Here is a 13800-nt window from a genome sequence, read left to right on the forward strand (position 1 = left end):
TAGCAAAGACATGGAAGGAATTTATTGTGTGCGGCATTTGCGGCGAGATTACCTTTGACGGAAGCCCGGCGAGGGTCGATGCCGTGGCCACGATGGCCGATTGCATGGCGCCCCGCGGCCCGGACAGTGCCGGCGTGGTGGCCCGCGGAGACTGGGCCTTCGGCCACCGCCGCCTGCGGATCATCGATCTGAGCGAGGCCGGAGCGCAGCCGCTGGTCGATACCCATCTCGGCCTGACCATCGTGTTCAACGGCTGCATCTACAACTATCCCGAACTGCGCGCCGAGCTGGAAGGCAAGGGCCACAGCTTCGCCTCCCATTCCGACACCGAGGTCATCCTGAAGGCCTGGGCGCAATGGGGCGCCGATGCGATCCCGCGCTTCAACGGCATGTTCGCCTTCGCGATCCGCGAGCGCGAGAGCGGGCGGACGATCTTCGTGCGCGACCGGTTCGGGATCAAGCCGCTCTACTACGCCGAGACCGGCAAGGGCCTACGCTTTGCCTCGACCCTGCCGGCGCTGGTGCGTGCGGGTGGCATCGATACGTCGATCGACCGGGTGGCGCTGCACCACTACATGACCTGGCACGCGGTTGTGCCGGCCCCGCGGACCATCCTCGCCGGCGTGCGCAAGCTGCCGCCGGCGACGATCCGTATCCTCGAGGCCGACGGCCGCGTTGTCTCCGAGCAGCGTTACTGGACCCCGAGTTTCGAGCGCAGCCCCGAGGATGCGTCCCGGAGCGAAGCGGATTGGGAAGAGATGTTGCTGGAGCAGCTCCGCAGGTCCGTCCGCCGTCGCATGGTGGCCGACGTCCCGGTGGGCGTGCTGCTCTCCGGCGGGGTCGACAGCTCGCTGATCGTGGGCCTTCTGGCCGAGGAAGGGCAGAAGGATCTCGCCACCTACTCGATCGGCTTCGAGGAAGCCCACGGCGAGAAGGGCGACGAGTTCAAGTATTCCGACCTGATCGCCGCGCATTACGGGACCAATCATCACAAGCTGATGATCCCCTCGACGGAGATGCGGGAAAACCTGCCCCACGCCATCGCGGCGATGTCCGAGCCGATGGTCTCCTACGACAACATCGGCTTCTACCTGCTGTCCCGCGAGGTCTCCAAGACGATCAAGGTTGTGCAATCCGGGCAGGGGGCCGACGAGGTGTTCGGCGGCTATCACTGGTATCCGCCGCTTGCCGACGCCAACGACCCGGTGTCGGCCTATGCCGAGGCCTTTTTCGACCGTACCCACGCCCGGCTCGCGACGCATCTTGCGCCCGAGTACATGGCCGACAAGGACGAGAGCCTCGCCTTCGTCGAGGCGCATTTCGCCCAGCCCGGAGCCGACGATCCAGTCGACAAGGCGCTGCGGCAGGATACCAACGTGATGCTGGTCGACGATCCGGTGAAGCGGGTCGACAACATGACCATGGCCTGGGGCCTGGAGGCGCGGGTGCCGTTTCTCGATCACGAGGTCGTCGAACTGGCCGGGCGGATGCCGGCGTCGCTGAAACTGGCCCACGGCGGCAAGGGCGTCCTGAAGCAGACCGCGCGCAAGGTGATCCCGAGTGCGGTCATCGACCGGCCGAAAGGGTATTTCCCGGTGCCGGCGTTAAAATACATCGAAGGCCCCTATCTCGACATGGTGCGCGGTGCGCTCACCAACGAGGCGGCGCGCAGCCGCGGGATTTTCCGTCAGGATTACCTCGAGACGCTCTTCGCCAACCCCAAGGAGCACATCACCCGCCTGCGCGGGTCCGAGCTCTGGCAGGTGGCGATGCTGGAGCTGTGGCTGCAAGCGCAGGGGATCGGCGAATGAGCGACAGCGCCGTGACCGGCCCGACGCCGGAGTCGAGTATCGATTGCGGCTGGGGCCGGCTGATCTTCGGCAACACCTTTGCCGATCCCAAGGTCCTGGCCGAGACCCTGTCGGCGGAGCGGCACACCCGCCGCGACATCGCCTTTTACGTCCGCGATCCCCAGGTCGTGCTCGCAGAGGCGCCGCAGGAGCTGTTCCTCGATCCGTCCATCTCCTTCCGGCTGGACCTGAAGGGCCAGGACACGGACGGCCCGCGGCTCGCCAATGTCTCGATCCGGCGGCTGACCACCGAGATGGACGCGGACGCGATCAACACGATCTACGCCGCCCATGGCATGGTGGAGGTGCCGTCGCATTTCTTCTGGTCGAACCGCGATGCGCGGGCGATCACCGTTCTGGTCGCCGAGGAGGACGACACCGGGGCCATCCTCGGCACGGTGATGGGCGTCGACCACAAGCTGGCCTGCAACGACCCCGACCACGGCTCCTCGCTGTGGTGCCTCGCGGTTTCGCCCCACGCGCGCTATCCCGGGATCGGCCAGGCGCTCGTGCTGCGTCTCGCCGAGGAGTTCCGCGCGCGCGGCGCCACGACGATGGATCTCTCGGTTCTGCACGACAACAACGAGGCGATGAAGCTCTATGAAAAGCTGGGGTTCAGGCGGTTTCAGGCCTTCACCGTCAAGCGCAAGAACCCGATCAACGAGCCGCTGTTCGTGGGCGAGACCGAGGCCGAGGGGCTCAATCCCTACGCCAAGATCATCGTCAAGGAAGCGCGCCGCCGCGGCATCTTCGTCGAGGTGATTGACGCGGAGGCCGGGCTGTTCGAGCTGCAGATGGGCGGCCGGCGGATCCGCTGCCGCGAGGCGCTGAGCGAGCTGACGACCGCGGTCGCCATGTCCATCTGCGACGACAAGCGCGTTACCCGGCGGATCGTGTCGGAGGCCGGGGTCAAGGTCGCCGAGCAGGCGAAGGAGGACAGCCCCGAGGCGCGCGCCGCCTTCCTCAAGGAGCACGGCGCCCTGGTGGTCAAGCCGGCCCGGGGCGAGATGGGCGACGGCGTTTCCGTCGACCTGCGCACATCCGAGGAGGTGGAGGCCGCGGTGGAGCGGGCCCGTGGCGTCTGCAGCGACATCATCGTCGAAAGCTATCTCGAGGGCGACGACCTGCGCCTCGTGGTGATCGACTACAAGGTCGTCGCGGCCGCCATTCGCCGCCGGCCGAGGATCACCGGCGACGGCAAGCACACCGCACGTGACCTGATCGAGGCCCAGAGCCGCCGTCGCGCGGCACAGACCGGCGGAGAAAGCACGATCCCGCTGGATGCGGAAACCGAGCGCTGTCTGGCGATGGCGGGCTACGGCTTCGATGACGTGGTGCCGGCCGGCACCGAGGTGACCGTTCGCAAGACGGCCAACCTGCACACCGGCGGCGTGATCATCGACGTGACCGGCGAAACCCATCCGCAGCTGATCGACGCCGCGATCCGCTGCGCTCGCGCCATCGGCATCCCGGTGACCGGCATCGACTTCATCGTCAAGAGCCCGCGGCGGCCCGAGTATATCTTCATCGAGGCCAATGAACGCCCGGGCCTCGCCAACCATGAGCCCCAGCCTACGGCGCAGCGCTTCGTCGACCTGCTGTTCCCGATGACCGTCGCCACCGAGGCCTCCCAGGTCTCCCAGACGCCGCCCGAGTGAAGGTAGCCTGCCGCGCCACCCGTGGCGCGGCATACCGAGCTCTGCGCCGGACCCGCAGTTTTTTCGCGGCGCGATTGGACAGACGGAAAAACGGCCCCAATTCCTCCGCGAAGGAGGATTTGTGATGCCCGACATCGACATTGCGATCATCGGCGCCGGGCTGGCGGGTCTGGCCTGCGCGCGTGCGCTCACGGATGCTGGCGCGGGGGTTGTTGTTCTGGAAAAGTCGCGCGGCGTTGGCGGCCGGCTTGCCACGCGGCGCGCGGAGGGCGGCCTGCAGTTCGATCACGGCGCCCAGTTCGTCACCAGCCGGCAGCCCGGCTTTGCCTCCATCCTGCACGAGACCGGCTGCGCCAAACGGGCGGCCGAATGGGAGGACGGATCCGGTGCCGGCCATGTCGTCGGCGTGCCCGGCATGAACGCGCTCGCCAAGCACCTGGCGAGCGGACTCGACATCTGGACCGGGGTCCATGCGCGCCGGGTGGAGCCCGCTTCGGTGGGCTGGTCGATCGTGACGGAAATGGGCGAGTGGCGCTGCAACAAGCTGGTCCTGACCGCGCCGGCCCCGCAGGCGATGGCGCTGCTCGGCGAGGACCATCCCCTGGCCGAAGACCTGGCGGCGGTCCGGATGGCGCCCTGCCTCGCGCTGATGGCAGCCTTCGAGCCCGGCGCCCCGCGCCCGTTTCCCGCCCGCCGCGACCCGCAAGACGCGCTCGCGTGGATCGCGCGGGACGGGTCCAAGCCCGGTCGCGGCGATGCCGAGACCTGGGTCGCCCATGCCTCGCCCGAATGGAGCGCGGAGCATCTGGAGCGCAGCTTCGAGGACATCGCGGCGCGGATGCTGCCGATGCTGTGCGAGCGGATCGGTGCCGATCCCGGCACGGCCATCCACGCGGTGGCGCATCGCTGGCGCTACGCGTTGGTGACCACCCCGCTGGGCCGCAGCTTCGCCCGCGACGCCTCCGCCACGCTTTACGCGGGCGGTGACTGGTGCCTCGGCCCTCGGGCGGAAGCAGCCTGGGAAAGCGGGACGGCCATCGCGGAGGATATCCTCGGCGCGGCCGCGCTGCGGACGTCGGCAGGCGGCTGGTCGCTCTGAAGGCAGGCGCTATCTCTGCGCACATGAACAATCGCGACAGGAAATCAGGCTCCACCGGGCTGCAGGTCATGTGGTTCAAGCGCGACCTCCGCGTGCAGGACAATGCCGCGCTGTCGGCGGCCGCTGCCGCCGGACCGGTGCTGCCGCTTTATGTTGTCGAGCCCGAGCTCTGGCGGCAGCCGGAGGCGTCCGGGCGGCATTGGGCGTTCCTTGCCGAGTGCCTGGAGGGGCTGTCGGAGGATCTTGCGCGGCTGGGCCAGCCTCTGGTTGTTCGCACCGGGGACATCGTGGACGTGCTTGCGGCGATCGATGCCCGTCACGGAATCGCCGCGCTGTATTCCCACGAGGAGACCGGCGGTGCCTGGACCTTCGCCCGCGACCGGCGCGTCGCGGTCTGGTGCAGGGCGCAGGGGATCGCCTGGAACGAGTTTCGGCAGCACGGTGTCGAGCGCGGGCGGAGCACGCGCGATGGCTGGGCGGCGAGGTGGGACGCCCAGATGCGCGGCCCGCTGGTCCCGGAAGTCGCGCTTGGGCCTTTGGACGGCATCGACCCTGGCGGCATCCCGCGTGCCTCCGATCTGGGCCTCGCCGCCGATCCCTGTCCGGGGCGGCAGGCGGGCGGGCGCGCTGCGGGGCTGGAACGGCTCGACAGTTTCCTGACCCGGCGCGGCATCGGTTACAGGCGCGAGATGTCGAGCCCGGTGACCGGGGCCCGCGCCTGCTCCCGCCTCTCGCCGCATATCGCCTTGGGCACCCTCTCTCTGCGCGAGATCACGCAGGCCACATGGGCACGTCAGCGCGACGTCGCATCGGCCGGTCCGGAGGGGCGCGACTGGCGGCCGTCGCTCAGCTCTTTCACGGGTCGGCTGCACTGGCATTGCCATTTCATCCAGAAGCTCGAGGACCGGCCGGATCTCGAGACTGTGAACATGCACCGCGCCTACGACGATCTGCGCCCCTCGGAGCCCGATACCGCGCGCCTTGACGCCTGGAGCAAGGGCGAAACCGGGTTGCCGTTCGTCGACGCCTGCATGCGGGCGCTGCTGGCCACGGGCTGGCTGAACTTCCGCATGCGGGCGATGCTGATGGCGGTGGCGAGCTATCATCTGTGGCTCGACTGGCGCGCGCCGGGGCTGCACCTGGCGCGGTGCTTCACCGATTACGAGCCGGGTATCCACTGGCCGCAGGTGCAGATGCAGTCCGGCACAACGGGGATCAACACGCACCGGATCTACAACCCGGTCAAGCAGGGCAAGGATCAGGATCCACAGGGAAAATTCGTGCGAAAATGGGTGCCGGAACTTCGCGACATTCCCGACCGCCACATCCAGGAGCCCTGGCTGGCGGAGAATGCGGGGGCGGTGCTTGGGCGACGCTATCCGTTCCCGATCCTCGATCACCTGGAGGCGGCGCGTCTCGCTCGCCAGAAGGTTTGGGCGGTGCGCAAATCGCCGGGCTTTCGGGACGAGGCCGCGGGGCTGGCGGCGAAGCACGGTAGCCGAAAGAGACCTCGGCGCCGCGCCGGCAGCCGGGCGACGGCCCAGATGTCGCTGCCCTTCGCGGGGCCCGACGGACCATGAAGGCGAAACGCTACCTGCCCAGCAAGATCTGCGCGCACTGCGGACGCCCGTTCACCTGGCGCAAGAAGTGGCGTCGGGATTGGGACGCGGTGCGTTATTGCTCGGCGCGGTGCCGAAAGGAGCGGAGACGTGTTGGACCATGAGGGGGCGTTTTCCTTCGCAGATCGCCGTTGGCGGCGTAGACTGTGGCTGTGACAGCCGGCTCGGATATTTGGGGTCGGGCCGCTCCTTGATCGCCCGCCTGGCAATGGCATCCCGCAGCAGGAGGATACGCAGATGATCGGCATTCATTCGGGTAATTCCGGCGGTCCGTCGTCGTGGTTGGGGGCTGTGCTGATCTCCCTTGCGCTGCCTGCCGCCTCGTTGGCGCAGGAAGCCGTCGGGACGGATGCACCTGCGCCCGCAGGCGGAGGGAATGCCTCGGATCTGGCCCAGCAATTGTCGAACCCGGTGGCCGACCTGATCAGTCTGCCGTTGCAATACAACTTCGACACGGGTTTCGGACCGAACGACACCGACCGTAGCCTTCTCAACGTCCAGCCGGTCATACCGATCTCGCTGAACGAGCGCTGGAACGTCATCTCCCGAACGATCATTCCGCTGTTGGACGTGGAGGCGGCCGCGCCGGGGCTCGACGATGCTTCGGGAGTCGGCGACATCACGCAATCGCTGTTCTTCTCGCCCAAGCAGCCGGTGAACGGCTGGATCCTCGGCGCGGGGCCGGTCTTCCTGCTGCCGACCGCCACCGACGATGCGCTCGGCAGCGATCAGTTCGGCATCGGTCCCACCGCCGTCGCGCTGCGCCAGTCGAACGGCTGGACGGTGGGCGCGCTGGTCAACCATATCTGGGGCTTCGATGCGCCCGACGACCGCGACGAGGTGAACAGCAGCTTCGTCCAGCCGTTCCTCACCTACACCACGCCGGATGCCTGGACGTTCTCGCTCAACACCGAATCCATTTACGACTGGAACACGGATCAATGGACCGTGCCGGTGAACCTGGGCGTCGCCAAGCTGGTGCAGTTCGGGCAGCAGCCGGTCAGCTTTCAGCTCGGCTATCGCGAATACCTCGAAGCCCCGGAGGGCGGACCAGAGCGCGGGCTCCGCTTCGTGGTCACCTTCCTGTTCCCGAAGTGAGCCCGGCCTGACGGATGCCCGGCCGGGCGCTGGCTCAGCGCCCCGCCAGGGTCAGGTGAGACGACGCCACCGCGAGTTTCGACACGGTGAGCGGACCGCCGGCGCGCAACTCGTTGATCAGCTTGTCCGCCCTCTGGGCGAGCTGGCTGTTCTTTTCGACCCACTTCGCGATGCAATCCGCGCCGGGCTCGGCTTCGTCGAGGCTCAGGGCAGCGGCCGCGATGTTGGACTGGTGGACACGCATGTCCGCCATCAGCCGGCCAAGCGCCATCCGCTCCCAATGGTCGGCCACCACCACGCCGCGCGCCGTGGAACGCAGCCAGTCCAGCGAGAACCGGGCGCCGGCGGCATAGTAGCTGGCGGCCACGTCGGCCACGCTGCGGCCGAGCCGGTCGGCCACATCGAAGACGTCGATCGCACCGCCAAGCAGCTCCGCGAGCGCCACCCGCGAGGCGAGGTGTTCGGGAGCGCCCTGGCCAAGCAGTTCCGCCGTCCGCGCGGCGAGCCGCTCGCGGGAGAAGGCGCTGACCGTTGCCTCCGCGATGGTCGCGATCTCGGCGATCCCGGGGCGGAAGCGTTCGATGGCCTCGCCGATCCCCGCGCAATCCTCCTTGATCAGCCGCTCGCATTGTGCGGCGAGCATGTCGGACAGCGCGCGGTGGATTTCGATCTGGACCGAGGCGGCGATCTTGTTGTCGAGCGCGTTGACCTCGTCGGCAACGTCCGCCAGCCCGAAGATCTCGCGCACGATGATGAACGCCTTGACGATCTCGCCCACCGAGGCGCCGCTGTCCTCCCGCAGCCGCGCGCACATCGCAGGCCCGCCTTCGTTGACCAGCATGTTGGACACCACGGTCGCGATGATCTCGCGCCGCAGCCGGTGCTCCTTGAGCGCCGCGGCATGCTCCTTGCGCAGCGGCGTCGGCATGTATTCGAAGAGGAACCGTTCCATGTAAGGATCGTCCAGCACGTCGGACTGCACGAGATCGGCGAAGATATCGATCTTGGCATAGGCCACCAGCACGGCGATCTCCGGCCGGGTCAGGCCCTGTCTCGCCTCGCGCCGCTCGGCGATCTCCTCTTCGCTGGGCAGGAACTCGACCTCGCGGTTGAGTTTCCCCTCAGCCTCGAGGCTCTGCATGAACCGGGAATGGCTGTCGAGCAGCGCCGGCGCCGCCGCTTCGATCAGGGAGATCGCGAGGGTCTGGTGGTAGTTGGTCTGCAGCACCAGTTCGCCGACCTCGTCGGTCATCCGCGCGAGCAGGGTGTTGCGCTGCTTCTCGGTCATGTCCCCGGCATCGACGACGGATCCGAGCGCGATCTTGATGTTCACCTCGTGGTCCGAGCAATCGACCCCGGCGGAGTTGTCGACGGCGTCGCTGTTGACCTTGACCCCCGCCTTGGCGAGCGCGATCCGCCCGCGCTGGCTGATGCCGAGGTTGGCGCCTTCGCCGATCACCCGCACCCGGACCTCGCCGGCATTGATGCGCACCGCGTCGTTGGCACGGTCGCCGGTGTCGGCGTGGCTCTCCGCCTCGCTCTTGATGTAGGTGCCGATGCCGCCGAACCACATGAGGTCGGCCTGGCTCTTGAGGATGGCCTTGATCAGCTCGAAGGGCGTCACCCGGCTCTCCGTCAGCCCGGTGAGCGCCTGGATCTCCGGCGTCAGCGCGATCGACTTGGACGAGCGGGAGAACACCCCGCCGCCCTTCGAGATCAGAGACTCGTCATAGGATTTCCAGCTCGATCGGGGCAGGGCGAAAAGCCGCTTGCGCTCGGCGAAGCTGACCGCCGGGTCCGGGTCGGGATCGATGAAGATGTCGCGGTGGTCGAAGGCCGCGACCAGCTTGATCTGGTCGGAGAGCAACATGCCGTTGCCGAACACGTCGCCCGACATGTCGCCGCAGCCGATCACCGTGAAGGGCTGGGTCTGGGTGTCGTGGCCAAGCTCGCGGAAGTGCCGCTTCACCGCCTCCCAGGCGCCCCGGGCGGTGATGCCCATGCCCTTGTGGTCATAGCCGTTTGAGCCGCCGGAGGCGAAGGCATCACCCAGCCAGAAGCCGTATTCCGTCGCCAGCGCGTTGGCAAAGTCCGAGAAGGTCGCGGTGCCCTTGTCGGCGGCCACCACGAGGTAGGGATCGTCGGCATCGCGCCGGACCACCGCGTTCGGCGGGACGACATCGGCGCCGATGATGTTGTCGGTGACGTCGAGCAGGCCCGACAGGAATATGCGGTAGCAGCGCACCGCTTCCGCGACGACCTCGTCCCGCGTGCCGTCTGCCGGCAGCGTCTTGGGCAGGAAGCCGCCCTTGGAGCCCACCGGAACGATCACGGCGTTCTTGACCTGCTGCGCCTTCACCAGGCCCAGGACCTCGGTGCGGTAGTCCTCCTTGCGGTCCGACCAGCGCAGCCCGCCGCGGGCGACCGGCCCGAACCGCAGGTGCACGCCCTCGACCGAGGAGGAATAGACGTAGATCTCCCGCCAGGGGCGCGGGAGGGGCAGGGCGTCCAACTCGGCACAGTCGAACTTGAACGAGATGTAGGGCTTCGGCGCACCGTCCGCGTCGGACTGGAAGTAGTTGGTCCGCAGGGTGGCCAGGATCGCGTTGCGGAACCGGCGAAGGATCTGGTCGAAGTCGAGGCTGTCGACTGCTTCCAACGCCGTCTCGATCTCGGCCGCGATCCGGTCTCCGGCCTTGGCGCGTTCGGCGTCGTCGGTATGGGCCGCGGGGTCGAACAGCGCGGCGAACAGGGCGACGAGCTGGCGCGCGATCTCCGGATTGCCATTCAGCGCATCCTGCATGTAGGGCATCGAATAGGGGATCCGCGCCTGCCAGAGATAGCCGCCATAGGCCCGCAGGAGTGCGGTCTCGCGCGCGGTCAGGCCGGCCTTGAGCACCAGCCGGTTCAGCGGATCATCGTCGACCTTGCCGTTCCACAGCAGCGAGAAGGCCTCTTCCAGTTCGTCCCGCACGGCCGGCAGGTCGATGTCGCTGCCATCGGCCGATTGCATGTAGAAATCGTGCAGCCAGATCTCCTCGTCCTCGCGGTCGATGCGGGAGGGATGCTCCTCGAGAATCCGGAAGCCCATGTTCTCGAGGATCGGCAGGCAGTCCGAAAGCGGCACCGAGCGGCCGAGCCGGAACAGCTTGAAGCGGACGTTGCGCTCGGGGTCCTCGAGCCGGCGGTAGAACTTCAGCTCCAGCTGGTTGTCGGCGCTGATCCGTTCCATCTTGTCGATGTCGGAAATCGCCGAAACGGCGCTGAACTGCTCGCGGTAGGAGGGGCTGAAGCCCGCGCCATAGAGCATGTGCAGGCGGTTGCCCTCGGATTCGCCCTTCCGCTCGATCAGCGCGTCGCGCAGGTGATCGCCCCAGCTGCGCACGGCATCGACGATCCGTTGCTCGATGGCAGCGGCCTCGTGCTTGGAGGCCACCTCGCCCTTGAGCGCGATCACGAAATGCACGCGGGTCAGTGCCTCGTCGCCGAAGGAGGGTGTCCAGGTGGCGACCCGGCCGTCGAACTCCTCGGCCAGGATGTCCCCGACCCGCTGGCGCAGCTCGGTGTTGTAGCGTTCGCGCGGCACGTAGACGAGGCAGGAGACGAAGCGTCCGAACCGGTCCGGGCGGATGAACAGCCGGGTGCGGGGCCGGATCGTCAGGTGCAGCGCGCCCATCGCGTTCTCGAAGAGCTGGTTGTCCGAGCTCTGGAACAGCTCGTCGCGCGGATAGGTCCCGAGGACATGGGCCAGCGCCTTGGCGTCATGGCTCGACGGCGCGAAGCCCGCGCGGGTCACAAGGCGCTCGACCTTCTGGCGCAGCAGCGGGATCGATCCCGGGCTGCGGTTGTAGGCGGTCGCCGTGAAATGGCCGATGAAGACATGCGCGCCCGTCACCTTCCCCTTGGCATCGAAGCGCTTGATCCCGACCAGATCGAAATGGGTCGAGCGGTGGACGGTGGAGCGCCGGTTCGCCTTGATGATCATCAGCGGCGAGACATCGGTGATGAAGGCGTCCATCTCCGGCGACCAGTCGGAGACATTGCCCTGCAGGTCGCGCAGCACGGTGTAGTCCGGATCACGCATCAGGCCGAGCGCCGTGCCCTTGACGCTGCGCACCGAAGGCTCGCCCTTGGTGGTCTCGTATTCGCGGTAGCCGAGGAAGGTGAAATGGTTCTCGGCCAGCCATTCGAGGAACTCGACCACCTCTTCCGAACCGCCGCCGGACAGCTTCGGAGCGGTCGCCTTCAGCGTCTCGGTCACCTCGGTCAGGCGCTGCAGCATCGGTTGCCAGTCGCCCACGGCGGCGCGCACATTGCGGACCACCTGTTCGATCTCGGCCTCGTAACGGGCGAGTTTCTCCTCGTCGCCGATCTGGTCGATCTGCACCTGGATGAGCGACTCGCGGATGCCGCCGTCGGTGCCGGGCTCCAGCAGGTCCGTCAGCGCGCCGCTCTCGTCGCGCCGCACGGTCAGCAGCGGGTGGATCAGCGAATGGATCGCCATTCCGTGGTCGGTCAGATAGGCGGTCAGGGAACCCACGAGGAACGGCATGTCGTCGTTGACGATCTCCAGCACCGTGTGGGAGCACTCCCAGCCGTGCTCGGACATCCGCGGGTTGTACATCCGCACCCGTGCCGTTCCGACCTTGCGCCGGGAGGCGAACTTCCACAGCGCCAGCGCGGAGCCGTAGACCTCGTCGATGTCCCGGCCGTCGAGATCCTCCAGCGATGCCCGGGAGAACAATTGCCCGACCGCCTCGACGAATCCCTCCCGTTCGGCCTTGTCCAGACGTTCGGCGCCCAAGGCGCGGATTTCATCCAGTTTTTCGCCGAAGATCTCTTCTTCCGTCTTGGTCATCGCGTCCTCCCGGCGTTACCGCCAATTCCCGCCAAAGGTGCGACTCGCAGCCGGATCCCGCACCGTCTCGTCCAGGTCCGACGATGTTCAGAACGGTCCCGAAAGTCGAGGCTTTTGAGGCAGGGAATTCGGAAAACCCGGGGAATATCCATGGGAAACCGGCCCTCCGTCGCGTCATCCGAAGGGGCAGGACAGGGCGGCGCCAGGCCGGGGTGTCAGCGGCTCAGGGCGCGATCTTGCGGCGCAGTTCGGCGGCGCGGGCGTGGCCTTCCATGCCTTCCATGCGGCTGATCCGGGCGGTTCGCCGCGCCAGCTCGTCGGCGGCCTCGGCGGTGCAGCGCTGCCAGGTCACCGTCTTGGTGAACTTGTGCACCGACAGCCCGCCGGTGTAGCGGGCCGCGCCGCCCGTGGGCAGCACGTGGTTGGGGCCGGAGGTCTTGTCGCCGAAGGGCACGGTGGTTTCGCGGCCGAGGAAGAGCGAGCCATAGGAGCCGAGGTTCTCGAGCCACCAGTCAAGGTCCTCCGCCTGGACCTGCAGATGCTCGGGCGCGTAACGGTCCGAGACCTCGACCGCCTCCTCCCGCGTGTCGCACAGGATCACCTCCGCCCGCTCCGCCCAGGAGATCCGCGCCGTGGAGGCGTTCGGCTCGGGCAGGCTGGAGATCAGCGCGTCGGCATGGGCCAGCACCTCTTCCGCCAACGCCCTGTCGGTCGCGATCAGCCAGACCGGGCTGTCGGCGCCGTGCTCGGCCTGGCTGACCAGATCCCAGGCAACGGTTTCGGCGGCCGCCGTGTGATCGGCGATCACCAGCGAGTCCGTCGGGCCGGCGAACATGTCGATCCCGACCGGGCCAAAGAGCATCCGCTTGGCCTCGGCGACAAAGGCATTGCCCGGCCCGACCAGGATGTCGGCGGGCCTTGCGCCGAACAGCCCCTGTGCCATCGCGGCGATCCCCTGCACGCCGCCGAGGTTCAGGATCAGGTCCGCCCCGGCAAGATCCATCGCAAAGATGATCGCGTCGGGAATGCCGGTCTCGGGCCGGGTCGGCGAAACGGCGGTGATGTGGCGCACGCCCGCGACCTTGGCGGTGGTGATTGTCATCAGGGCGCTCGCGATGTGGCTGTAGCGCCCGCCCGGCACGTAGCATCCGGCGGCCGAGACGGGGATCTGTTTCTGGCCGGCGATCAGGCCGGGGATCACCTCGACTTCGCAATCCGTGATCGTGGCCTTCTGGGCCTCGGCGAAGCGGCGGATGTTGGCATGGGCGAAGCGGATGTCGTCCTGCACCTCCTCGGACACCCTCTCACAGGCGGCCCGGCGCTCGGCATCGGAGAGGACGATCTCGCCGGTCCAGCCGTCGAGCCGCCGGGCATAGTCGCGCACCGCCTCCTCGCCGCCGCGCGCGATATTGGCCAGCATGACCTGCACGGTGTCGCGGATGTCGTTGCTTTCCGATGCCGGCCGGGGGGCCGCCTGCTTTAGATATGTGATCGTCATGTCTGCGAGAGGTCCTGTTGGTGCATCGGGAAGCCTGTGGGGCGCGTGGCAACGCAGCAATCCGAACGTCGGCCACTCCGGGATTTGTCCTGTTGCTCCGCTCCCTGCGTCCCCGTTTCC

The 13800-nt window shown here is 67.7% G+C and carries 8 protein-coding genes; 6 read left to right on the top strand and 2 right to left on the bottom strand.

The annotated features are described in order from the left end of the window. The first annotated feature begins 26 nt into the window (after positions 1-26). The 6 genes from CHB86_RS24830 (at position 27) to CHB86_RS24970 (ending at position 7324) form a co-directional block, all read left to right on the top strand. Positions 27-1811 (top strand): N-acetylglutaminylglutamine amidotransferase, encoded by a 1785-nt coding sequence (locus CHB86_RS24830; protein WP_089230677.1) that lies wholly within the window; start codon positions 27-29, stop codon positions 1809-1811. After that, positions 1808-3508 carry an N-acetylglutaminylglutamine synthetase gene (gene ngg / locus CHB86_RS24835; RefSeq protein ID WP_217898247.1) on the top strand — a complete coding sequence of 567 codons (1701 nt, stop codon included), beginning with the start codon at positions 1808-1810 and terminating at the stop codon, positions 3506-3508. Before CHB86_RS24830 ends, ngg begins: the two co-directional genes overlap by 4 nt. A gap of 124 nt (positions 3509-3632) precedes the next feature. Next, positions 3633-4607, top strand: a complete 975-nt coding sequence (locus tag CHB86_RS00945) for an NAD(P)/FAD-dependent oxidoreductase (RefSeq protein WP_089230678.1) — start codon at positions 3633-3635, stop codon at positions 4605-4607. Positions 4608-4630: 23 nt separating this feature from the next. Next, positions 4631-6187, top strand: coding sequence for an FAD-binding domain-containing protein (locus CHB86_RS00950; RefSeq protein ID WP_089230679.1), 1557 nt, complete (start codon positions 4631-4633; stop codon positions 6185-6187). Further along, on the top strand, positions 6184-6330 hold the full coding sequence (locus CHB86_RS00955) for a DUF2256 domain-containing protein (RefSeq protein ID WP_089230680.1): 147 nt from the start codon (positions 6184-6186) through the stop codon (positions 6328-6330). Before CHB86_RS00950 ends, CHB86_RS00955 begins: the two co-directional genes overlap by 4 nt. Positions 6331-6463: 133 nt before the next feature. Further along, positions 6464-7324, top strand: a complete 861-nt coding sequence (locus tag CHB86_RS24970) for a transporter (RefSeq protein WP_245837686.1) — start codon at positions 6464-6466, stop codon at positions 7322-7324. A gap of 34 nt (positions 7325-7358) precedes the next feature. Here CHB86_RS24970 and CHB86_RS00965 read toward each other — a convergent pair whose 3' ends face one another. Beyond that, entirely contained in the window at positions 7359-12182 is a 4824-nt protein-coding gene (locus tag CHB86_RS00965; protein ID WP_089230681.1) for an NAD-glutamate dehydrogenase, read from the bottom strand. Positions 12183-12405: 223 nt separating this feature from the next. After that, positions 12406-13680, bottom strand: a complete 1275-nt coding sequence (gene hisD, locus CHB86_RS00970; protein ID WP_089230682.1) for a histidinol dehydrogenase — start codon at positions 13678-13680, stop codon at positions 12406-12408. Between the last annotated feature and the right edge of the window lie 120 nt (positions 13681-13800).

The sequence above is a fragment of the Tropicimonas sediminicola genome (assembly GCF_900188335.1).
In the GTDB taxonomy this organism is placed as follows: Bacteria; Pseudomonadota; Alphaproteobacteria; order Rhodobacterales; family Rhodobacteraceae; genus Tropicimonas; species Tropicimonas sediminicola.